The sequence below is a fragment of the Streptomyces sp. NBC_00104 genome, from assembly GCF_045160825.1.
Taxonomy (GTDB): domain Bacteria; phylum Actinomycetota; class Actinomycetes; order Streptomycetales; family Streptomycetaceae; genus Streptomyces.
In genome coordinates, this window is the sequence record NZ_CP108215.1 from 4074129 (window position 1) to 4096282 (window position 22154).

The following is a 22154-nucleotide window of genomic DNA, read 5'->3' on the forward strand; positions in this document are numbered from 1 at the left end:
TGTGCTCACTGGGCCACTCCGTACAGCGACAGCAGGTTCTTCATGCGGGTCTCCGCCAGCGCCGGGTCCGGGAACAGGCCCAGGCCGTCGGCCAGTTCGTAGGCGCGCGCGAAGTGCGGGAGGGAGCGGGCCGACTGGAGGCCGCCGACCATCGTGAAGTGCGACTGGTGGCCGGCCAGCCAGGCCAGGAACACCACGCCCGTCTTGTAGAAGCGGGTGGGCGTCTGGAAGAGGTGGCGGGACAGCTCGACGGTCGGGTCCAGGAGTTCCCGGAAGCCCTTCACGTCACCCGTGTCCAACACCCGTACCGCTTCCGCCGCCAGCGGGCCCAGCGGGTCGAAGATGCCGAGCAGGGCGTGGCTGAAGCCCTTCTCGTCGCCCGCGATCAGCTCGGGGTAGTTGAAGTCGTCGCCGGTGTAGCAGCGGACGCCCTGCGGGAGGCGGCGGCGGATGTCGATCTCGCGCTGGGCGTCCAGCAGGGAGACCTTGATCCCGTCGACCTTGTCGGGGTGGGCGGCGATGACGGCGAGGAAGGTGTCCGTGGCGGCGTCGAGGTCCGACGAGCCCCAGTAGCCGTCCAGCGCCGGGTCGAACATGGGGCCGAGCCAGTGCAGGACGACCGGCTCGGTGGCCTGGCGGAGCAGGTGGCCGTAGATCTCCAGGTAGTCCTCGGGGCTCGTCGCGGCTGCGGCCAGCGCGCGCGAGGCCATCAGGATCGCCTGGGCGCCCGACTCCTCGACGAGCGCCAGCTGCTCCTCGTACGCCTTGCGGATCTCCACCAAGGAGGCGGGGCCCGTGAGCTGGTCGGTGCCCACGCCGCAGGCGATACGGCCGCCGACCGACTTCGCCTCGGCCGCGCTGCGGCGGATCAGTTCCGCCGCGCCCGCCCAGTCGAGGCCCATGCCGCGCTGCGCGGTGTCCATCGCCTCGGCGACACCCAGGCCGTGCGACCAGAGGTGGCGGCGGAAGGCGAGGGTGGCGTCCCAGTCGACGGCGGCCGGGGAATCCGGGGACACGTCCGCGTACGGGTCGGCGACGACGTGCGCCGCCGAGAAGACCGTACGGGAGGTGAAGGGGGCGCCGGTGGAGAGGGCGAGCGGTTCGGTGCGGGGGGTGTAGGGCTTCAACAGCCCGTCCGCGCCGGGAAGTCGGATCGTCACAGCGAGATCTCCGGTACGTCGAGACGGACGCCCTCGGCCGAGGACTTCAGGCCCAGTTCGGCGAGCTGGACGCCGCGGGCGCCGGCCAGCAGGTCCCAGTGGTAGGGCGCGTCGGCGTAGACGTGCCGGAAGAACAGCTCCCACTGCGCCTTGAAGCCGTTGTCGAACTCGGCGTTGTCCGGCACCTCCTGCCACTGGTCGCGGAAGGAGTAGGTGGCGGGGATGTCGGGGTTCCACACCGGCTTGGGGGTGGCGGAGCGGTGCTGGACACGGCAGTTGCGCAGGCCTGCCACCGCCGAGCCCTCCGTGCCGTCGACCTGGAACTCCACCAGTTCGTCGCGGTTGACGCGGACCGCCCAGGAGGAGTTGATCTGGGCGATCGCGCCGCCGTCCAGCTCGAAGATGCCGTAGGCGGCGTCGTCGGCCGTGGCGTCGTACGGCTTGTCCTGCTCGTCCCAGCGCTGCGGGATGTGGGTGGCGGTGAGGGCCTGGACGGACTTCACGCGGCCGAACAGCTCGTGGAGCACGTACTCCCAGTGCGGGAACATGTCGACGACGATGCCGCCGCCGTCCTCCGCGCGGTAGTTCCAGGAGGGGCGCTGGGCCTCCTGCCAGTCTCCCTCGAAGACCCAGTAGCCGAACTCGCCCCGGATGGAGAGGATGCGGCCGAAGAAGCCGCCGTCGATGAGGCGCTTGAGCTTCAGCAGGCCCGGGAGGAACAGCTTGTCCTGGACGACACCGTGCTTGATGCCTGCGGCGTTGGCCAGTCTGGCCAGCTCCAGGGCGCCGTCCAGGCCCGTCGCGGTCGGCTTCTCCGTGTAGATGTGCTTGCCGGCGGCGATCGCCTTCTTGATCGCCTCCTCGCGGGCCGAGGTGACCTGGGCGTCGAAGTAGATCTCCACGGTCGGGTCGGCGAGGACCTCGTCCACGTCCGTGGCCCAGTGCTCCAGGCCGTGCTGCTCGGCGAGCGCCTTCAGCGCGTGCTCGCGGCGGCCGACGAGGATCGGTTCGGGCCACAGCACGGTGCCGTCGCCGAGGTCGAGGCCGCCCTGCTCGCGAATGGCGAGGATCGAGCGGACCAGGTGCTGGCGGTAGCCCATGCGTCCCGTCACGCCGTTCATGGCGATCCGTACGGTTTTGCGTGTCACGGCCGGTCCTTTCGTTGGTGTGCGTTCGTTTGTGCGTACGCGTCCGGCGCCGCGTACGCCCGACGAAAGGGTGAGCGTCACAGCAAGCGCTTTCTATCCAATGAGAAGCTAGCCTCTGAGCAGCGGTCTGGACAAGACCGCGAGGGGGTCGAGTTGTTCGAGGGGGCGAACGGCGATCGCGGCCGTATGGTTCCCCGACAGCCCGAACAAGACGCGCACCGGAGGACAACCAAAAATGACTGTGACCCTGGCGGACGTGGCGGCCCGTGCGCAGGTGTCGCCGGCGACCGTATCCCGGGTACTCAACGGCAACTATCCGGTGGCCGCGTCCACGCGTGAGCGGGTGCTGAAGGCCGTGGACGAGCTGGAGTACGTCCTCAACGGTCCCGCGAGCGCGCTCGCCGCCGCCACCTCCGACCTGGTCGGCATCCTCGTGAACGACATCGCCGACCCCTTCTTCGGGATCATGGCCGCGGCCATCCAGTCCGAGATCGGCGGGCCGGGCGGACGCGCGGGCGGGGAGCGGCTGGGCGTGGTGTGCAACACGGGCGGCTCCCCGGAGCGCGAGCTGACGTATCTCACGCTGTTGCAGCGGCAGCGGGCCGCCGCCGTCGTGCTGACCGGTGGGGCCATCGAGGATCCGGCACATCTCGCCGCCGTCGGCAACAAGCTGCGGAAGCTGGCGGAGGCCGGGACGCGGGTGGTGCTGTGCGGACGGCCGCCGACGCCGGAGGCCATCGCGATCACCTTCGACAACCGGGGCGGCGGTCAGCTGCTCACCGAGCATCTGATCGGGCTGGGCCATCGGCGGCTCGGATACATCGCCGGGCCGGAGGAGCGGACCACCACCCGGCACCGGCTGGAGGGGCACCGGGCGGCGCTGGCCGCGGCCGGGATCGAGGACGATCCCCGGTGGACGGTGTACGGGCGCTATGACCGGCTCTCCGGGTACGAGGCGACGCTGGAGCTGCTGCGACGGGATCCGTCGCTGACCGCCGTGGTCGCCGCCAACGACACGGTGGCGCTGGGGGCTTGTGCGGCGCTCCGGGACTCCGGGCTGCGGATTCCGGACGACGTCTCCGTGGCCGGTTTCGATGACCTGCCCTTCAGTATCGACGCGGTGCCCGCGTTGACGACGGTACGGCTGCCGCTGACGGAGGCGGGGGCCCGGGCCGGGCGGATCGCCATGGGGCGGGAGGAGCCGCCGCCGGGCGGGATCGCCACGGTGCGGGGGGAGTTGATGGTGCGGGGGTCAAGCGGGGCGCCTCGGGAGTCCTGAGCGCACGATCCGGCGTCCGGCAGGCGCCATCCGCCGCCCGGCTCGCGGTGACGCGCGCGCGGGGCGAGTGCCACGGCTGAGGCCAGGACGACCATCGGGGTCAGCAGCCGGGCCATGGTGAGGACCACGAAGAGGAGCGAGTAGAGGTAGGACTGGAAGGACTCCATGCCTCAGCGGACTTCTTCGGGGCGTTCGCGGTTCCGGCGCGGGGAGATCCGGGCGGCCCCACAACCTGGGAACCTCACGGAGTGTGACTCTTCGGTTCGCGACAGTCATCGGTGCGTCTTACGTTGGGCGGGAGAGCCATCGCCTCACCCCCCATCGTCAAGGAGGAAACCATGGCCGCCAAGGGCAAGAGCAAGGGCAGTATGGACAAGATCACCGGCAAGGCCAAGGAGATGACCGGGAAGGTCACCGGCAACCGCGAGCAGCAGACCGAGGGCAAGATGCAGCAGGCGCGCGGCGAGGCCAAGAAGACGAAGGGCCAGGCGCAGGAGCGCATTCAGGAGACGCAGCGCTCGGCGAAGCGCGACCGTATGTAAGTACGGACGCGGGTACGGCCGGCGGCCTGTGGTCCGCGGCCCACGGCCCGTGGATGGGGGCTCCCTTGCGCAGGGAGCCCCCTTCGTCATGAGCGCCGCGAGCAAATGCGCGCGCACGCCCAGCGCGCGGATGCGACCACGCGCCGCGAGCAGCTGCGCGCACGCCCGGTGAACGGATGCGCCCACGCGCCGCGAGCAGGGCGTACAGGCGGCGCGAGCAGGGCTTACAGGTGAGTACGCGCGCATCACGGGTACCCGGCGCGCATGGAGACCCGGGTGGCAGGTCCGGCGCTGCCGGAGAGCAGGGGCCCGGTTTCGGCTGCGGTCATGGAGTGTCTGCGGGGGACGGGACCGCCGCCCGACAGCCGCGAGATCGCCGGGGCCGACCCCTTCGGCGACGATCTCCAGCTCGCCCTCTACCTCTGCTACGAACTGCACTACCGGGGGTTCGCCGACGTCGACCCCGACCTCGAATGGGACCCGGAGCTGCTGCGCTGCCGGGCGGCCCTGGAGTGGCCGTTCCTCGAAAGCCTGCGCGATCGAGCGACCCTGCACGTGACCGCCCGGGAGGCGCTCGACGAGCTGCTCGTGGAACCGGCGGGCGGCGAGGGGGGCGGGGTCGGTGACTTCCTGCAGGACGAGGGCGAGCTGTGGCAGGTGCGTGAGTACGCGGCGCAGCGGTCGCTGTACCACCTGAAGGAGGCCGACCCGCACGCCTGGGTGCTGCCCCGGCTGTGGGGGCGGGCGAAGGCGGGGATGGCCGCGGTGGAGTTCGACGAGTTCGGCGGGGGCCGGGCCGAGCGGGTGCACGCGCGCCTGTTCGCCGACCTCATGACCGACCTGGGTCTCGACCCGGCGTACGGCCGCTACGTGGACGCCGCCGGTGCCGAGGCGCTCGCCCTGGTGAACCTGATGTCCCTCTTCGGGCTGCACCGGGCCCTGCGCGGCGCCCTGGTCGGACACTTCGCCACGGTCGAGATCACCTCCTCCCCCGGCTCCCGGCGGCTCGCCCGCGCCATGCGCCGGACCGGGGCCGGTGCCGCCGCCGAGCACTTCTACGACGAACACGTCGAGGCCGACGCCGTCCACGAGCAGATCGTCCGGCGGGAGGTCGTCGCCGGGCTGCTGGAGGAGGAACCCCAGCTGGACCCCGACGTGGCCTTCGGCGTCGACGCCACCAACCACCTGGAGGACGCCCTCGCCGACCGCCTTCTCGGCGCGTGGCGGGCGGGCCGGTCGTCGCTCCGGACGCCGGTCCGATGACGCGCGGACGACCGGACCGGATGGCCGGACAGGCAGGGGGTCACCGCCGGACGGCCGGACGACCACCAGGTGACCGGGCATCCGGACGGCCACCAGGTGACCGGGCATCCGGACGGCCACCGGAGGACAGGAGCAGGACGGGACGACCACCGGACGACCACCGGACGACCACCGGCCAACAGGACGACCACCGCAGGACCGAACGACCACTGGAGGACCGGAGGACTGGAGGACCGGAGGACTGGAGGACCGGAGGACCAAGTGACCGGACGGCCGACCGACCGGACGACCGTGATCGGACGACCGTGACCGGTCGACCGGCCCACTGAGCGACCTGGAGGCCTCTCCCCGTGATCCCGCTCTCGCTGCCTCTGTCGCTGCCCGGCGTCTACGCCCCGCAGGACGACACCGATCTCCTGGTCCACGCCCTGGGGCGCGAAGCCCTCGCCCCGCGAGCCCGGGTGCTGGACGTCGGTACGGGGACGGGAGCCGTCGCGCTGGCCGCGGCGCGGCGGGGCGCGCTGGTCACGGCGGTCGACATCTCCTGGCGGGCCGTGCTCAACGCCAAGGTCAACGCCGTACTGGCGCGGCAGCCGATGACGGTCGTCCGGGGAGACCTGTTGGCCCCCGTGTCGGGGCGGTCCTTCGACCTCATCCTGTCCAATCCGCCGTACGTGCCGGGCCCGCCACCGGCGCGGAGACGGGGGCCGGGTCCCGGGCCGGGAGCGGCGCCGAGGCCCGACGGGTACCGGCCCGCCCGAGGGGCCGCCCGGGCATGGGACGGCGGGTGGGACGGCCGGCTCGTGCTGGACCGTATCTGCCGGGACTCGCCGTCACTGTTGCTGCCCGGTGGGGTGCTGCTGCTGGTCCACTCGGCCCTGAGCGACGCGGCGCGGACGCTGGCGCAGTTGCGGACGGCGGGGCTGCGGGCCGACGTCGTCGACCACCGGCGGGTCGCGTTCGGGCCCGTCCTGCGGTCGCGGAGCGACTGGCTGCGCGGTCGCGGGCTGCTGGGGACCGAGGGGGACCGCGCGGGCGGCACCCGCACCCACACCCGCTGCGGCACCGGCACCGGGGACAGCGTCACCGGTGCCGGCGACGAGAAGGAAGAGCTGGTGATCATCCGTGCCGAACGTCCCCGCTGAACGCCGCCGCGTCACCCTGCAACGCCCCGGCCCGCTGCTCGTCGAGGGGCCGGTCGAGGTCACGTTGGAGGACGGGACGACCGTGTCGTCGGACCGCTTCTGCGTGGCCCTGTGCACCTGTCGTCACAGCCGGATCTACCCGTGGTGCGACACCAGCCACCGGCGACGGGCCGGTGCCGACGAACGACGGCGGGCAGGCGAACGACGGCGGGCAGGCGACGCCCCCCGCCGCGCCCAGCCGCCGCCCACCTGATGGGACCCCCGCGCCCAGCCGCCGCCCACCTGAAGGGACCCCCGCACCCAGCCGCCACCCACCTGAAGGGACCCCGAAGCCATGCAGCCCACACAGCACGCGCAGCCGACGCAGCGGTCGTACTGGATGGAGAGCGCGCCACAGGAGAGCGAGCACCCGGCGCCGGACGGGGATCTGATCGTCGACGTGGCGGTGGTGGGGGCCGGGATCGCGGGGATCACCACCGCGTGGGAGCTGGCGCGGCGGGGGCGGCGCGTGGCGCTGCTGGAGGCGGACCGGGTCGCGGCGGGGGTCACGGGGCATACGACGGCCAAGGTGACGGCGTCGCACACGCTGATCTACGACCGGCTGCGGCGGACCCGGGGCACCGAGGCCGCCGCGCTGTACGCCCGGTCCCAGAGCGAGGCGGTCCGGCACGCCGCCGCGCTGGTGGAGGAGCTGGACATCGCGTGCGACTGGGAGGACGCGGCGGCCTACACGTACGCCGAGGACGAGGGGCGCGTCGAGGAGCTGCGGGCCGAGGCGGAGGCGGCGCGGGAGGCCGGGCTGCCCGCCGGGTTCGTGACGGAGACGGGGCTGCCGTTCCCCGTCGCGGGGGCGGTGCGGGTGGAGGAGCAGGCGCAGTTCCATCCCCGTAAGTACCTGCTGGCGCTGGTGGAGGATCTGGTGCGGCAGGGCGCGTCGGTCCATGAGCGGACCCGGGTGGTGCGGCTCAGGGAGGGCACGCCGTGCCGGCTGACGACCGAGGCGGGGTTCACGGTGACCGCCAAGGACGTCGTGGTCGCCACGCACTACCCCGTCTTCGACCGGGCGCTGCTCTTCACCCGGCTCTCCCCGCGCCGCGAACTCGTCCTCGCCGCGCCGATCCCGGTCGGCGCCGACCCGCACGGCATGTACCTCACGCAGGAGCAGCGCACCCGTTCGGTGCGGACCGCCCCGTACGGGGACGGGCGGCGGCTGCTGATCGTCACCGGGGAGCACTTCACGCCGGGCACCGCCGACGTCGACGAACGGTTCGGGCTGCTCGCGGACTGGGCCGTCGAGCGCTTCGGACCGCTCGACTTCACCCACCGCTGGGCGACGCAGGACAACGATTCCACCGACTCCGTGCCGCTCGTCGGCCCCTTCCACGCGGGCAGCCGGCACACCTGGGTGGCGACCGGGTTCGGCGGCTGGGGCATGAGCGGCGGCATCATGGCCGGGCGGCTGCTGGCCAAGCAGATCACCGGGCACAAGGTGCCGTGGAGCGATCTGTACGACCCGCGCCGGGTGCTCAGCGCGGTGCGTGAGGCGCCGAGCTTCCTCAGGCACCAGGCCCAGGTCGCCCGCCACTTCGTCGGCGACCGGATCGGCCCGGCCGCCGGGGACGCCTCCCTCGAGGCCATCGCCCCCGGGGACGGTGCGGTCGTCCGGGTCGGCGGCCACCACTGCGCGGTCCACCGGGACGAGGACGGCTCGCTGCACGCCGTCTCCGCCCGCTGCACCCATCTGGGCTGCCTGGTCGCCTTCAACCGCGCCGAACGCGCCTGGGAGTGCCCCTGCCACGGCTCCCGCTTCGACACCGAGGGCCGGATCGTCCAAGGACCCGCGACGAAGCCGTTGGAGCGGCGGGACATCTGAACCGGACTTCTACCCGCCCGAACGGACGACTGCCTCACCGCCGGGCCCGGCGGGCCCGGACCGGCGCCTGGAAACGGGGGAAGCGCCCCGGCAGCCCTTACCGACAGCCGACCCGCGCCCCACACCCCGGCGGGGTGCCGCACCTCCCCGGCCGACGTGTACGGTCCGAAGGCATGAAACTCGCGTTCTCCACCCTCGGTGTCCCCGGCCTCCCCATCGCCGACGTCGTACGGCTCGCCGTCACGCACGGCTATCACGGCGTCGAGTTGCGCGCCCATCCCGAGGAGCCGGTGCATCCGGGGATCGGGGCCGGGGAACGGGCCGAGGTGGCCGCCGAGTTCAAGGCGGCGGGCGTGGAGATCCTGGGGCTCGCGGGCTATGCGCGAGTCGCCGCGCCGGGCGAGGACGGCCCCGTCCTGGACGAGATCCGCGAACTCCTCGACCTGGCCCGGGACCTGGGCGCCCCCTTCGTCCGCGTCTTCCCCGGCGCCGACCTGGCCGGCGGCCAGAGCCCGGACGAGGCCGACGCCGTCGCGGCACGGCGGCTCGGCACGGCGGCGGAGGACGCGGCCGACCGGGGCGTACGGGTCCTGCTGGAGACCCACGACTCGCACCGCACCGGCGCCGACGCGATCCGCGTGCTCGGCCCGGTCGGCCACGGCAGCGTCGGCGCCCTCTGGGACGTGATGCACACCTGGCTCGGCGGCGAACAGCCCTCCGAGTCCTACGCCGCCCTCTCCCCCTTCCTCGGCTACGTCCAGGTCAAGGACATCGCCTCCCCCGACGACACCACCCCGGTCGCGCTCGGCGCGGGCGTCCTCCCGCTCGGCGAGTGCGTCGAGCTCCTCTCCCGCAAGGACTGGGACGGGTGGATCTGCTGGGAGTACGAGAAGCGGTGGTACGAGGCGGCCGCGCCGCTGCCCGAACTGCTGGCGGCGGGCCGGGAGCACCTCGGACGGCTCCTCAACGACGCGGCGTAAAGCGATGGCCTGAGCTTGAATCATCAAGCTCAGGCCGTTTTCGCCCAGACCTTGCCCGCGAATCGCCATCGCGTCACCCAAAGCCGATCCACCGCCGAACAAGTACCGACAGTAACTCTTGGAAAACGGAGCGCTGCGGCACGTCCTTACCGCAGACTTACCTCCCGCAGCCGGCCATGGGCAACTGGCCACGCATCGGGGGGAATTGGCATATGCAAGGCACGGTCGACGGTTTCAGCTACGGCGCGGTCACCCCGGTGGCCGCCTATGTCATGGCCTGCTTAGGCGCGGCGCTCGGACTGCGCTGCGTCGTCAGGTCGGTCTACAACGAACAGTCCTGGAAGCCCGGCTGGCTGGCCCTCGGGGCCACGTCGATCGGCTGCGGCATCTGGACGATGCACTTCATCGCGATGATCGGCTTCCGGGTCAAGGAGAGCGAGATCCACTACGACGTCGGGCTGACGGTGCTCAGCCTGGTGGTGGCCGTCGCGGTCGTCGGCGTCGGGGTCTTCGCCGTGGGCTATCGCGGCGTCAGCACGTCCACGCTGTGCTCGGCGGGGTGCGTGACCGGGCTCGGGGTGGCCGCCATGCACTACCTGGGCATGGCGGCCATCCAGTTGAACGGCTACATCCAGTACGACATCGCCGTCGTCGCCCTGTCCGTCGGCATCGCCATCGCCGCCGCGACCGCCGCGCTCTGGGCGGCCGTGTCGATCCGGGGCTTCCTCACCAGCCTGGGGGCCAGCCTGGTGATGGGGGTCGCCGTGTCCGGCATGCACTACACCGGCATGGCCGCGGTGGGGGTACACCTGCACGGCACGGTCCCCGGCACGCTCACCGGCGAGTCGCCCACGTCGATCCTCCTGCCCATGCTCATGGGGCCCGTCCTCTTCCTCCTTCTCGCGGGCGTGGTCGTGATGTTCGACCCGATGCTCGTGCTGGGCGAGGGCGACTGGGAACGGTCCACCTCGCGCGGGCGAAACCGTGAGCCCAAGGCCCCGCACCAGCCTCGGCAAGCCGACCGCCCCGACGTGCCGCTGCAACACCCGGACGACACCCCCGGCTCCCTCTTCGAGCCTCCGACCCGCCGGTCCCCCCAGCAGCCGCAGAGCACGGGGCGCCGCGTTCAACAGTGGTGAGGGGATCGAAGCACGCGAGGTGCGTGAGTGCGGGCGGATGGGGGCTGGTCACGCAGTTCCCCACTCACCCCCACTCACCCGCGGTTACGCGGCTCCGGCAGGAGGCGGGGCTCCAGGCGTTCCTCCACCGCCGCATCACCGCCCCCACCAGTACCAACTTCCTGGAATCGGCCGATCCGGGGAACCCGAACCCGCCCCTCCCCGTCCAACCGCCATGCTGTCGGACGAGTCTCCGCAGTGCGGTGTCGGCCTCGCTGCTGGCTGCGATCGCTGACCAACCCTCTCCGCCGCCTGCGGCCGGCAGCACGCCGTCACCGGCGCGCCCCCTCCGACAGCGCCGGTGACGGCCCCTCGGGCGTGGCGTCGCCGTGCGTTCCCTTGACCGGAAGAAACTTCCTGGATATTCGTGACACCTTGGAAGTTTCCTTCAGCGGATCCCTCCGGAAGGAGCGCACGTGCCCTCCAGACGTACCGTTCTCGCCACCACGGCGGGCGTCACCGCGGCCCTGGCCCTCGGTACCGACGCACAGGCCGGCAGCACCCCCCACAACAAGCGACTCCGCGGCCTCATCTCGCGCATGACCCTGGAAGAGAAGGTCGGCCAGCTCTTCGTGATGCGGGTCTACGGGCACTCGGCGACCGCGCCCGACCAGGCCGACATCGATGCCAACCTCCAGGAGCTCGGCGTCCGGACGGCCGCCGAGCTGCTGGCGAAGTACCGGGTCGGCGGGATCATCTACTTCTCCTGGGCGCACAACACCCGCGACCCGCACCAGATCGCCGGTCTCTCGAACGGCATTCAGCGCGCGTCCCTCTCCCTTCCGCGCGGACTGCCCGTCCTCGTCTCCACCGACCAGGAGCACGGCATCGTGGCCAGGGTCGGCAGGCCCGCCACGCTCCTGCCGGGCGCGATGGCCCTCGGCGCGGGCGGCTCCAGGGCCGACGCCCGCGAGGCCGGGCGCATCGGCGGCGCCGAGCTGCGGGCGATCGGCATCCGGCAGGACTACGCGCCGGTCGCCGACGTGAACGTCAACCCGGCCAACCCGGTCATCGGCGTACGGTCCTTCGGGGCCGACCCGCAGGCCGTCTCGGGGCTCGTCGCCGCGCAGGTGAAGGGGTATCAGGGGGCCGGGGTCGCGGCCACCGCCAAGCACTTCCCGGGACACGGGGACACGGCCGTCGACAGCCACTACGGCTTCCCGGTCATCGAGCACACGCGGGAACAGTGGACCGCCCTCGACGCCCCGCCGTTCCGGGCCGCGATCCGGGCCGGCATCGACTCGATCATGACCGCGCACATCATGGTCCCCGCGCTGGACCCGTCCGGCGACCCGGCCACCCTCTCCCGCCCGATCCTCACCGGCATCCTGCGGCAGCAGCTCGGCTACGACGGGGTCGTCGTCACCGACTCGCTCGGCATGCAGGGCGTACGGGAGAAGTACGGCGACGACCAGGTTCCCGTGCTGGCGCTGAAGGCCGGGGTCGACCAGCTCCTCAACCCGCCGTCCATCGACGTGGCGTGGAACGCCGTCCTCGCCGCCGTACGCGCCGGCGAGCTGACCGAGGCCCGCCTCGACGAGTCGATTCTCCGCATCCTGCGGCTCAAGGCGAAGCTCGGGCTGTTCGAGCGGCCGTACGTGAGCGACGCGGGCGTCGACCGGGTGGTGGGGACCGCGCGGCATCTAGACGCCGCCGACCGGATCGCCGAGCGGACCACGACACTCCTGGTCAACGAGGGCTCACTGCTGCCGCTGTCCCGTCGTACGCACCGGAACGTGCTGGTGGTCGGCGCCGATCCGGCGTCCCCGTCGGGCACCACGGGACCGCCGACGACCGTCCTCGCCGCCGAACTCGCCTCCCTCGGCTTCACGACGAGCAGCCTGTCGACCGGTACGGCACCCACGCAGGCCGTCATCGACCGGGCCGTCGCCGCCGCGCAGGGCAAGGACGCGGTGATCGTGGCGACGTACAACGTGACGGCGACCAGCACCCAGCGGACCCTGGTCGCACGGCTCCTCGCCACCGGGGTCCCGGTGGTCGCGGTCGCGGTCCGGAACCCGTACGACGTGGCCCAACTGACCGACGTCAAGGGCTACTTGGCGTCGTATTCCTGGACGGACGTCGAGGTGCGGGCGGCGGCGCGGGTGCTGGCCGGGCGGGTGACACCGCGCGGGAAGCTGCCGGTGCCGGTGCAGCGGGCCGACGACCCGGCGCGAGTCCTGTACCCGATCGGGCACGGGCTGACGTACGGACCCTGACCTGCGGACCCTGATGTGCGGACCTTGACGTGCGGACCCTGACGTGCGGACCCTGACGTGCGGACCCTGATGTACGGACCCTGACGTACGGGGCCTACGCCGCACTCCTCGCGCACCACCCCCAAGTGACGCAAAGCGCACGGTTCGTCTGGCGTGACCCTCTCCACAGGGTCACGCTGGACGGGGGTTCATCGGGGGGTGGCCATGCGAGGGTTGCGTCGCGTGCGAGGAGTGCGTCGCGTGCGAAGCGTGCGTACAGGGGTGGTCGTGGCTGCCGTCGTCCTGGCCGTCGCCGCGCTCCCGGGGTGTCAGTCCTGGTCTGGCGGGGTGGGTCAGGAACCCGAGGAACAGACGACCACGACCACTATCTCGCCGATCCGGCCGTCCGGGTACGGGACGGTGTTCCTCGGGATCGACGAGTGCAGTTCGTTCGGGACGACCAGCTTCACCGAGGTGCCCTGCGCCAGCGAGCGGGCCGCCGCCCGCGTCGTGGCGCGACACGACGGCCGGGTGGGGCAGGGGCCGCTCTGCCCGCCGACCACCGACTTCGTCCTCCACATCAGCGAGTCCCGGCCCTCCTCCGGCGGGTCCGGTGGGTCCGGCGAATCCAGCGGGTCCGGTGGGTCCGGTGGGTCCTCCGAGGACGAGGACGGCGACGGTTCCGTGCCGCAGGGCTACGCCTGTATGCGGGGGCTCCAGCCGCCGCACCCGGGCGACCCCGGCGGCGGGGGCGGTCCCCGCACCATCGTCGGCGACTGCGTCTACAGCGCCGGGCGGGGCGAGGTCCGCGAGACCGCCTGCGACGGCGCGGGCAAGCACGATCCGGAGTACGAGGTGACCACGGCCGTCGACACGAAGCCGCAGTGCCCGGCGACGACCGATCTGTATGTGCGCCTGGGCGGGGACCGGCCGGTGGGGTGCGCGGTGCCGGTGTGAGCAGGCGTGAGGCCTGAGTCGAACACCTCTCCGTACGCCGTCGTGGCGGATCGATATCATCCGCTACGGCCCGTACGACGACGGTGGGGGAACGATGGCCCAGGATCCGCAGGGTGCTCCTGGTGAGGAGATGCTGCCGGAGATTCCCGGTTACCGCATCGACTCGCTCCTCGGCTCCGGCGGGATGGGGCACGTCTATCTCGGTACGTCACCCTCGGGCCGCCAGGTCGCCGTCAAGGTGATCCGCGGCAACCTCGTCCACCAGCACGACTTCCGGCGCCGTTTCCGTCGTGAGGTGACCGCCGCCCGGCAGGTCAGCGGGGCCTTCACCGCGCCGGTCGTGGACGCCGACCCGGACGCCGACCCGCCCTGGATGGCGACCCTCTACGTGCCGGGGCAGCCACTCGACGAACGTGTCAGGAAGGGGCCGGCCCTCACCGACGAGGAGCTGTACCGGCTCGCCACGGGGCTCGCGGAGGCGTTGCGCGACATCCACCGCGTCGCGATCGTGCACCGCGACCTCAAGCCGGGCAACGTCCTGCTCGCCGACGACGGTCCCCGCGTCATCGACTTCGGCATCGTGCGCGCGGCCGACGGCAACGGGTTCACCGCTCCCGGCCTCACGGGCACCGGCGTCACGGTGGGCACCCCGCCCTTCATGTCGCCCGAGCAGATACGCGCGCAGAAGGACGTCGGGCCGCGCAGCGACATCTTCTCGCTGGGCTCGGTGCTGACGTACGCGGCGAGCGGCCATGTCCCCTTCGACGCCACGGACGTGTACACGATGGTGTACCAACTCGTCCACGAGCCGCCGAAGCTGGACGGTCTGCCGGACTGGCTGCGGCCGGTCGTCGAGCGCTGCCTCGCCAAGGAGCCGGAGGAACGGCCGGACGCGGGCGAGTTGCTGACGATGCTGGGCGAGGCGTATCCGGGCGCCTTGGACAAACCGGTCACGAAGGAATCATCGGCCACCACGAATCCATCAGCCAGCACGGATCCGCCGGCCGCACCGGAAGCCACGCCGCCACCCGTGTCACCCTCGGCCGAAGGCGAGGCCCCCCGAGTCACGGACGCGGACACGGCCTCGCCCGCCGGAGCACCGGACCCGGCCTCCACCGCCACCGACATGGGCGCCGTGACCACGGACACGGGCGCCGTCCCCGCTCCCCCGCCCCGGCGCGGGCGCCGTCGCCGGGTCCTGGCCGTGGCGGCGGCGGTCATGGCGGTGACCGGGCTGACGGGCGGGCTGGTGTACGGGCTCCGCGACGGCGGCGAGGGCACGGACCCGGCGGGCGGCCGCAGCCCCCGCCCCACCAGCAGCGCCGGCTCCGGCGCCGTCACCCAGCCCGAGGGCTCCGCCGCGTACCTCGGCTCGCAGTCGGGCTCCGGCGGCTTCTCGTTCGCGTACCACGACAGCCCGGAGCGCCGTCCCGAAGGCTGGCGTCCCTGGCAGCGCAACCTCCAGAACAGCGATTGCGTGTACGCCGAGTCGTCCCTCGTGTGCATCGGCGACCGTACGGTCCGCCTCGACGCGGCGACCGGGAAGGAGCTGTGGCGGAACGACGAGGCGTCGTACTACGGCAGCAACATGCCGGTCGTCGTCGGCGACACCGTGGTCGTCAACATCGGCGACCGCGTCATGGGGCTCGCGCTCTCCGACGGCTCGGTCAAGTGGCGCTACGCGACGGCGACGCTCACCGAGAACCTCATGGGCGACGGCGAGCGGGTGTACGTGGTCGACGAGGGCGGGGTGGTGCACTCCGTCGACGCCCGCACGGGCCGCAAGAGCTGGCTGGAGGGAGCGCGTACCTCCAGCCTGGGCGGTACGGGGAACCAGCCGGCGCTGCGCGTCGCGGGTGACCGGCTCTATGTGTTCGCCAGCCTCGACCAGTTCGCGCTCGGCGACGACCACGTCACCGTCTTCGACAAGGACAGCGGCCGGATCCTCGACGACTTCGCGCTGGCCACGACCTGTACGTCCGGCACCGAGGCGGTGCTGGAGGAGGACGGCGAAGCGCAGCTGTACTGCGCCTGGATGGACAAGAAGCAGGCGCCGATGAGCGACGCCGTCCTGCGCCAGGAACTCGTGAAGGGCGCCAAGGGCATCCGCACCGAGGCCGGCGCCATCCTCGGCGGCGGCCAGAGCGGGGCACCCGAGTTGTCGGTCACCCCGGGCCGGGTGCTGTTCATCGCGCCCACGGCGGCGGGCGGCGAGCTGGTGGCCGTCGACGCGGTCGGGCGGAAGGAGCTGTGGCGCACCGAGTTGCCCGGCCGGGGGCCGTCCGACGCGCCCCCGATCCAGGCCGGTGACCGCGTCTACGCCGTCAACACCCGGGGCGTCGCCGTCTTCGACGCCCGCACCGGCAAGCCGCTGTACCGGCACAGCCTGCCGTACCTGGACGACGACAGCGGAATGGACGTGGGCCTGCACACCGAGCCGCTGGTGGCCGGCGGCGTCATCTACGCTCCGTCGACGAAGGTGGGCTGGGTGAGCCTGGACACCGAGGCCGAGGAGCAGAAGTAGGCCCTGGTACCGCCGCCGAAGGGCGGCGGTACCGGGGCTCAACTCACCTACGCATCAAGCAGGTTACGGCCGGAGCGCCGGCTCCCGCTCGACGTCACGCTTGTCGAGCTTGGAGTCGAACTTCGCCAGCGGCTTGGCCTTGCTCGGGTCCGCCTGCACGGCGGCCGGGGCGACGCCCGCCCACTTCAGGATCCGGGCCGTGGCCAGGTCCTTCTGCGCCTCGACGAGACCGGCGACGTTGGCGCCGTGGTTGGCGCCGGGGGCCGTGAAGACGTACGAGTCGCGGGTCTTCTTGCCCAGGTGGAACGGCTCGGCGCCCCACGGGTCGTTCTGCCCGTAGACGAAGAGCATCTGCTTGGCGTTGTTCCGGACCCAGGTGTCGACGTCGCGCATCGCGTACGGCTGGAACTTCATCTTGATGTCACGCGGGACGAAGTTCCGGGGCGGCTGGTAGCCGTAGCGGATGTACTTCTTCTCGATGTGCGGGAACTTGATCGTGGGCGCGCCCAGCTGCGTACCGGCCTGGTAGAAGTACGGCGTGTACGGCTCCAGGCCCTGGTCGGTGTAGAAGGAGAAGCCGGAGATCGTGTCGATGGACGTCCAGATCTCGTCGTCCGTCGCGGCCTTGGCGTCCTTCGGGATGACGTCGCTGTCGCAGTCGGCGAGCAGGCTGTACTGCCAGAAGCCCCACACGTAGTCGAGGACGACGGCCTCGTACGCCTTGTCCAGGCTGCCGACGGTGTTGAAGGTGAAGCCCTCGGCGGCGGCGACCTCCGCGTACTTCTTCTCCAGCGGCTCCCGGCGCACCAGCGCCTCGCGCTGCACGGCGTTCAGCCGGTCGCGGCACTCCTTGGTGCCGACCTTGGCGAAGAACCGGTCGTAGGCCGAGTCCTCCTTGTTGACGACGTCGTTGGGGGCGACGTACGCGACGACGCCGTCCATGTCCTTCGGGTAGAAGCGCTCGAAGTAGGTGGCGGTCATGCCGCCCTTCGAACCGCCGGTGGAGATCCACTTCTTGCCGTAGATCTTCTTCAGCGCCTTGAAGATGCGGTGCTGGTCGCTGGCCGCCTGCCAGATGTCGAGCTTGGACCAGTCGGCCGGGTCGGGGCGGGACGGGTTGAAGTAGCGGTACTCCATGGAGACCTGGTTGCCGTCCACGATCTGGGTGGGCTCGCGGCGGCCGGGGTTCGTGGAGACGTTGTAGCCGCCGGTGTAGAAGACCGTCGGACGGGCCGTGTCCTTGTGCAGCACGGTGATCCGCTGCTGGAACGTGCCCTTCTTCGGGTTCCTGTGGTCCACCGGCTGGGTGAAGTTGAGGACGAAGAACCGGTAGCCCGGGTACGCCTTCTCCTCGACCAGGCTCACGCCCCGTACCCCGAGCAGTCGGTCCTTGATGTCAGCGGTGTCCGACCCCGCGGCGGTGGCCGCGCCCGCCGTGCTCAACGTGCCAATGAGCACCACGAGCGACAGCACCCATCTGAGTGCTTTGCGCATGCGTTTCTCCCCTAATGCAGCAGCTGTGCGCCGGAAGCTATCGGAGCGACCGCCGGGGCACCAGGGAAGAAAGGGGCCAACTGGACTGCTTTCAGCCGCAGATGGGAGCGATAGGGAAAACCCTGTGCGAGGGGGGAGGGGTCAGCGGAGGATCCAGCCCGAGTCGTACGTCCGCGAGCCGACCCGCGCCTTGATCCACACACCGCGCTTGCCCGCGTGCACGGTCACGGGTCCGGTGGGGCGTTTCTTGTTCTTCGCCCACTGCCCGGCCCAGGGGCGAATCTGGACGGACGCCCTGCGGACCTTGTTCGTCCCGGCCTTCTCGGGCACGAGCACGGCACACACGTACCGGCTGCCCTTCCGGTAGACCTTGATGGTCCCCGCGTCGAACGTCAGCGTCCGCACCTTGCGCCCGCCGCACCCCGGGGCGGCCGCCTCGGCGTTCCCCGTCGGCCCGGCCAGCGTCAGCAGCCCGGCGGCCGTCAGCACGGCCAGTCCGAGCGCCATCGGCCGACGTATCCCACGCCTGCTCACTGCTGCCCCTCCCGCCACACGCCCGTACTGATGTACGGACGCACAACCCCCCTCGAACGGTTGCGCGCTCAGAGCGACACGCTACGAGGGACCCCTACGGCTTCAGCACCGGCTCGCCCACGAAGGTGCGCCACAGCTGCGCGTACTGTCCGTCGCGGGCCAGCAGTTCATCGTGGGTGCCGTCCTCCGCGACGCGGCCGTGGGCCATGACGACGACGCGGTCGGCGCGGGCCGCCGTGGTGAGGCGGTGGGCGACGACGAGGGTCGTACGGCGGCCGGTGAGACGGTCGGTGGCCTGGTTGACCTGGGCCTCGGTGGCCAGGTCCAGGGCCGCCGTCGCCTCGTCGAGGAGCAGGATGTCGGGGTTCACCAGCTCCGCGCGGGCCAGGGCGATCAGCTGGCGCTGGCCGGCGGAGAGGTTGCGGCCCCGTTCGGCGACCTCGTGGAGGTAGCCGCCGTCGAGCGTGGCGACCATGTCGTGGGCGCCGACGGCCCGGGCCGCGGCCTCCACCTCGGCGTCCGTGGCGTCGGGGCGGCCGTAGGCGATGGCGTCCCGGATCGTGCCCTGGAAGAGGTACGCCTCCTGCGGGACGACGCCCAGCCGGTGACGGTACGAGGTCATGTCGAGGTCACGCAGATCGGTGCCGTCGACGGTGACCCGGCCGCCGGTGGGGTCGTAGAAGCGGGCGACGAGCTTGACGAGCGTCGACTTGCCGGCGCCGGTCTCGCCGACGAAGGCGACGGTCTGGCCCGCGGGAATCGACAGCGCCACACTGCTGAGGGCCGCTTCGGCGCCGTCGGAGGAGGCGCCGTCGGAGGAGTGGTACGCGAAGTCCACGTCCTCGAAGGTGATGTCGCCGCGCAGGGACAGCACCTCCAGGGGTTCGGGGGCCGCCTTCGTCGACGTCGGCTCCTGGAGGAGTTCCTGGATACGGCCCAGGGAGACGGTGGCCTGCTGGTAGCCGTCGAAGACCTGGGAGAGCTGCTGGACGGGGGCGAAGAAGAGGTCGATGTAGAGGAGGTACGCCACCAGCGCGCCGGTGGTGAGAGTGCCCGCGTCGACCCGGTGGGCGCCGACGATCAGGACGGCCGCCGCCGCCGCCGAGGACAGGAACTGCACGAACGGGAAGTAGAGCGAGATCAGCCACTGGCCGTGGACCCGGGCCCGGCGGTAGCTGTCGCTGCCGGCCGCGAACCGCTCGCCGCCGTCGCGCTCGCGCCGGAACGCCTGCACGATCCGCAGCCCGGCCACCGACTCCTGCAGGTCCGCGTTGACCACGGACACCCGCTCACGGGCCAGTTCGTACGCCTTCACGCTCGCCCGGCGGAAGAAGACCGTGCAGACGATCAGCGGCGGGAGCGTGGCGAAGACGACGAGGGCGAGCTGGACGTCGAGCACGAGCAGGGCGCCCATGATGCCGAAGAAGGTGACGACGGAGACGAAGGCCGTGACCAGGCCGGTCTGGAGGAAGGTCGAGAGGGCGTCGACGTCCGTCGTCATCCTCGTCATGATCCGGCCCGTCAACTCCCGCTCGTAGTAGTCGAGTCCGAGGCGCTGGAGCTGGGCGAAGATCTTCAGGCGGAGGGAGTACAGGACGCGTTCGCCGGTCCGGCCGGTCATGCGCATCTCGCCGATCTGCGCCGCCCACTGGGCGACGACCGCGAGCAGCCCCAGCAGGGACGCGGCCCAGACCGCGCCGAGGGCCGCCTGCGAGACGCCGTCGTCGATGCCGTGCCGGATCAGCACGGGCAGCAGCAGGCCCATGCCCGCGTCGACGGCGACGAGGGCCAGGCTGAGGGTGAGGGGCAGCCCGAAGCCGCGCAGCAGCCGCTTCAGGCCGTACGACTTCTCCGGGGCGACCGCGCGGGCCTCGTCGATGCCGGGGGTGTCGGTCGCCGGGGGCAGCGCCTCGACCTGGGCGAGGAGCTCGGGGGTGGCGGGGGTGCCGGCGAAGGCGGTGTCCCGGGGCTCCCGGTCGCCGGTCCACAGCCGGGGCGTGATGCCGCGCTCGGCGTCGAACTCGGCGTCCAGCTCGTCCCGTATCGAGTCGCGTCCGCAGGAGTCCTCGGGGGCGTGCGCCGGCCGGACGTGCCCGGGTGAGACGCCGCCCAGCTCGTCGGGGTCGGTGAGGAGGCGGCGGTAGAGGGCGGAGCGGCGCTCCAGCTCCTCGTGGGTACCGATGTCGGCGAGGCGGCCCTCGTCGAGGACGGCGATGCGGTCGGCGAGGTTGAGGGTGGAGCGGCGGTGGGCGATGAGGAGGGTGGTGCGGCCCTCCATGACGTGCGTCAGCGCCTCGTGGATCTCGTGCTCCACGCGGGCGTCCACGGCCGAGGTCGCGTCGTCGAGGACGAGGAGGCGCGGGTCGGTGAGGATCGCGCGGGCGAGGGCGACGCGCTGGCGCTGGCCGCCGGAGAGGGTGAGGCCGTGTTCGCCGACCTTGGTGGCGTAGCCGTCGGGCAGCTCGGCGATGAACCGGTCCGCCTGGGCGGCCCGGGCGGCGGTCTCGATCTGCTCGTCGGTCGCGTCCGGGCGGCCGTACGCGATGTTGGCGCGGACCGTGTCGGAGAAGAGGAAGGAGTCCTCGGGGACCAGGCCGATCGCGGCGCGCAGCGAGTCGAGGGTCAGCTCGCGGACGTCGTGGCCGCCGATGAGGACGGCGCCGCGGGTCACGTCGTAGAAGCGCGGGAGGAGGAGGGAGACGGTCGACTTGCCGGAGCCGGAGGAGCCGACGACGGCGAGGGTCTCGCCGGGGCGGATCTCGAAGCTGAGGCCGTCGAGAACGGGGCGCTCGGAGGCGTAGCCGAAGGACACGTCGTCGAACTCGACGGTCGCGGGCGCGTCGGCGGGGAGGATCTTGGTCCCGTCCTCAAGCGTGGGCTCGGTGTCGATCAGCTCCAGGACGCGCTCGGTGCCGGCCCGGGCCTGCTGGCCGACGGTGAGCACCAGGGCGAGCATGCGGACCGGGCCGACCAGCTGGGCGAGGTACGTGGAGAACGCGACGAACGTACCGAGGGTGATGTGGCCCCGGACGGCCAGCCAGCCGCCGAGCGCCAGCATCGCGACCTGCCCGAGGGCGGGGACGGCCTGCAGGGCGGGGGTGTACCTGGAGTTGAACCGGATCGTGCGCAGCCGCCCCGCGAAGAGCCGGCGGCCCACTTCGCGCAGCTTCCCGGTCTCCTGTTCCTCCTGCCCGAACCCCTTCACCACGCGTACGCCGCTGACGGCGCCGTCGACCACGCCGGCGACGGCGGCGGCCTGGGCCTGGGCGTACCAGGTGGCGGGGTGCAGCTTGGTGCGGCTGCGCTGGGCGATCCACCACAGGGCGGGGGCGACGGCGATCGCGACCAGGGTGAGCGGCAGGGACAGCGACGCCATGATCACGAGAGAGATCAGGAACAGCAGGATGTTGCCGATGGTCATCGGCAGCATGAAGAGCAGACCCTGGATCAGCTGGAGGTCGCTGGTGGCGCGGCCGACGACCTGCCCGGTCGACAGCTCGTCCTGCCGCCGCCCGTCGAGGCCGGTGATCGTCCCGTACATCTCCGTACGCAGGTCGTGCTGGACGTCGAGGGCGAGGCGGCCGCCGTAGTAGCGGCGGATGTAGGTGGAGACGTACACGAGGAGGGCGGCGCCGATCAGGGCCGCCGCCCAAGGGGCCATGTCCCTGGTCCTGTCCCCGATCACGTCATCGATGATCACCTTGGTGATCAGGGGGACCAGCGCCATCACCGCCATACCGGCCAGGGACGACCCGAGGGCGAGGATCACGTCCTTGGGGTACCGCCAGGCATATCCGGCCAGTCTGCGCGCCCAACCTCGGTCGCCCCCCTGTTGCGCTACCACGCCGGTGCCCTCCGTTCGTCCTGGTCTCCGCAAGA

Annotated in this window: 16 protein-coding genes; 11 read left to right on the plus strand and 5 right to left on the minus strand. The window is 71.9% G+C overall.

The features are described from left to right. Nucleotides 1-5: 5 nt before the first annotated feature. Together OG272_RS17860 and OG272_RS17865 are read right to left on the minus strand one after the other, a co-directional pair. Complete coding sequence (locus OG272_RS17860; RefSeq protein ID WP_328223129.1) at nt 6-1160, minus strand: dihydrodipicolinate synthase family protein; 1155 nt, start codon at nt 1158-1160, stop codon at nt 6-8. Continuing rightward, entirely contained in the window at nt 1157-2308 is a 1152-nt protein-coding gene (locus OG272_RS17865) for a Gfo/Idh/MocA family oxidoreductase (protein ID WP_326582669.1), read from the minus strand. The genes OG272_RS17860 and OG272_RS17865 overlap by 4 nt, the downstream gene beginning before the upstream one ends. 235 nt (nt 2309-2543) lie before the next feature. Between OG272_RS17865 and OG272_RS17870 the strand changes: the two genes are divergently transcribed. From OG272_RS17870 to OG272_RS17920, 11 genes are all read left to right on the plus strand, one after another. Next, nucleotides 2544-3587: a LacI family DNA-binding transcriptional regulator gene (locus tag OG272_RS17870; protein ID WP_326582668.1), complete on the plus strand. Its 1044-nt coding sequence runs from the start codon at nt 2544-2546 to the stop codon at nt 3585-3587. Between the two features lie 338 nt (nt 3588-3925). Then, entirely contained in the window at nt 3926-4129 is a 204-nt protein-coding gene (locus OG272_RS17875) for a CsbD family protein (protein ID WP_405894027.1), read from the plus strand. Nucleotides 4130-4393: 264 nt separating this feature from the next. Beyond that, nucleotides 4394-5392 (plus strand): iron-containing redox enzyme family protein, encoded by a 999-nt coding sequence (locus tag OG272_RS17880; protein ID WP_328223131.1) that lies wholly within the window; start codon nt 4394-4396, stop codon nt 5390-5392. A gap of 350 nt (nt 5393-5742) precedes the next feature. Beyond that, nucleotides 5743-6537: a methyltransferase gene (locus OG272_RS17885; protein WP_405894029.1), complete on the plus strand. Its 795-nt coding sequence runs from the start codon at nt 5743-5745 to the stop codon at nt 6535-6537. After that, complete coding sequence (locus OG272_RS17890; protein WP_405894031.1) at nt 6518-6790, plus strand: CDGSH iron-sulfur domain-containing protein; 273 nt, start codon at nt 6518-6520, stop codon at nt 6788-6790. The genes OG272_RS17885 and OG272_RS17890 overlap by 20 nt, the downstream gene beginning before the upstream one ends. Before the next feature lie 81 nt (nt 6791-6871). Further along, entirely contained in the window at nt 6872-8410 is a 1539-nt protein-coding gene (locus OG272_RS17895) for an FAD-dependent oxidoreductase (RefSeq protein WP_405894032.1), read from the plus strand. A 173-nt stretch (nt 8411-8583) separates the two neighbouring features. Next, nucleotides 8584-9390 (plus strand): sugar phosphate isomerase/epimerase family protein, encoded by an 807-nt coding sequence (locus OG272_RS17900; RefSeq protein ID WP_327729616.1) that lies wholly within the window; start codon nt 8584-8586, stop codon nt 9388-9390. Nucleotides 9391-9602: 212 nt separating this feature from the next. Continuing rightward, a complete protein-coding gene (locus OG272_RS17905) occupies nt 9603-10529 on the plus strand; it encodes an MHYT domain-containing protein (protein ID WP_327729615.1) in 927 nt (308 codons plus the stop codon). A 455-nt stretch (nt 10530-10984) separates the two neighbouring features. After that, nucleotides 10985-12787, plus strand: coding sequence for a glycoside hydrolase family 3 protein (locus OG272_RS17910; RefSeq protein WP_327729614.1), 1803 nt, complete (start codon nt 10985-10987; stop codon nt 12785-12787). A 204-nt stretch (nt 12788-12991) separates the two neighbouring features. Beyond that, the gene (locus OG272_RS17915) at nt 12992-13723 is read left to right on the plus strand and encodes a hypothetical protein (protein WP_405894035.1); all 732 of its coding nucleotides are present in this window, start codon (nt 12992-12994) and stop codon (nt 13721-13723) included. Between the two features lie 94 nt (nt 13724-13817). Continuing rightward, nucleotides 13818-16247 carry a protein kinase domain-containing protein gene (locus OG272_RS17920; protein WP_405894037.1) on the plus strand — a complete coding sequence of 810 codons (2430 nt, stop codon included), beginning with the start codon at nt 13818-13820 and terminating at the stop codon, nt 16245-16247. A gap of 63 nt (nt 16248-16310) precedes the next feature. Here the strand turns inward: OG272_RS17920 and OG272_RS17925 are convergent, their stop codons facing one another. The 3 genes from OG272_RS17925 to OG272_RS17935 form a co-directional block, all read right to left on the minus strand. Beyond that, nucleotides 16311-17741, minus strand: a complete 1431-nt coding sequence (locus tag OG272_RS17925; protein ID WP_326582649.1) for a S28 family serine protease — start codon at nt 17739-17741, stop codon at nt 16311-16313. Nucleotides 17742-17882: 141 nt separating this feature from the next. After that, nucleotides 17883-18248, minus strand: a complete 366-nt coding sequence (locus OG272_RS17930) for a hypothetical protein (protein ID WP_327729612.1) — start codon at nt 18246-18248, stop codon at nt 17883-17885. Between the two features lie 121 nt (nt 18249-18369). Beyond that, complete coding sequence (locus tag OG272_RS17935) at nt 18370-22119, minus strand: ABC transporter ATP-binding protein (protein ID WP_328223134.1); 3750 nt, start codon at nt 22117-22119, stop codon at nt 18370-18372. Between the last annotated feature and the right edge of the window lie 35 nt (nt 22120-22154).

Excerpts from the sequence above, each read along its gene's own strand:
- OG272_RS17870 (WP_326582668.1), top strand. The coding sequence starts at position 2,544 with ATGACTGTGACCCTGGCGGACGTGGCGGCCCGTGCGCAGGTGTCGCCG.
- OG272_RS17875 (WP_405894027.1), top strand. The coding sequence starts at position 3,926 with ATGGCCGCCAAGGGCAAGAGCAAGGGCAGTATGGACAAGATCACCGGC.
- OG272_RS17880 (WP_328223131.1), top strand. The coding sequence starts at position 4,394 with ATGGAGACCCGGGTGGCAGGTCCGGCGCTGCCGGAGAGCAGGGGCCCG.
- OG272_RS17895 (WP_405894032.1), top strand. The coding sequence starts at position 6,872 with ATGCAGCCCACACAGCACGCGCAGCCGACGCAGCGGTCGTACTGGATG.
- OG272_RS17900 (WP_327729616.1), top strand. The coding sequence starts at position 8,584 with ATGAAACTCGCGTTCTCCACCCTCGGTGTCCCCGGCCTCCCCATCGCC.
- OG272_RS17905 (WP_327729615.1), top strand. The coding sequence starts at position 9,603 with ATGCAAGGCACGGTCGACGGTTTCAGCTACGGCGCGGTCACCCCGGTG.
- OG272_RS17915 (WP_405894035.1), top strand. The coding sequence starts at position 12,992 with ATGCGAGGGTTGCGTCGCGTGCGAGGAGTGCGTCGCGTGCGAAGCGTG.
- OG272_RS17920 (WP_405894037.1), top strand. The coding sequence starts at position 13,818 with ATGGCCCAGGATCCGCAGGGTGCTCCTGGTGAGGAGATGCTGCCGGAG.
- OG272_RS17925 (WP_326582649.1), bottom strand. The coding sequence starts at position 17,741 with ATGCGCAAAGCACTCAGATGGGTGCTGTCGCTCGTGGTGCTCATTGGC.
- OG272_RS17930 (WP_327729612.1), bottom strand. The coding sequence starts at position 18,248 with ATGGCGCTCGGACTGGCCGTGCTGACGGCCGCCGGGCTGCTGACGCTG.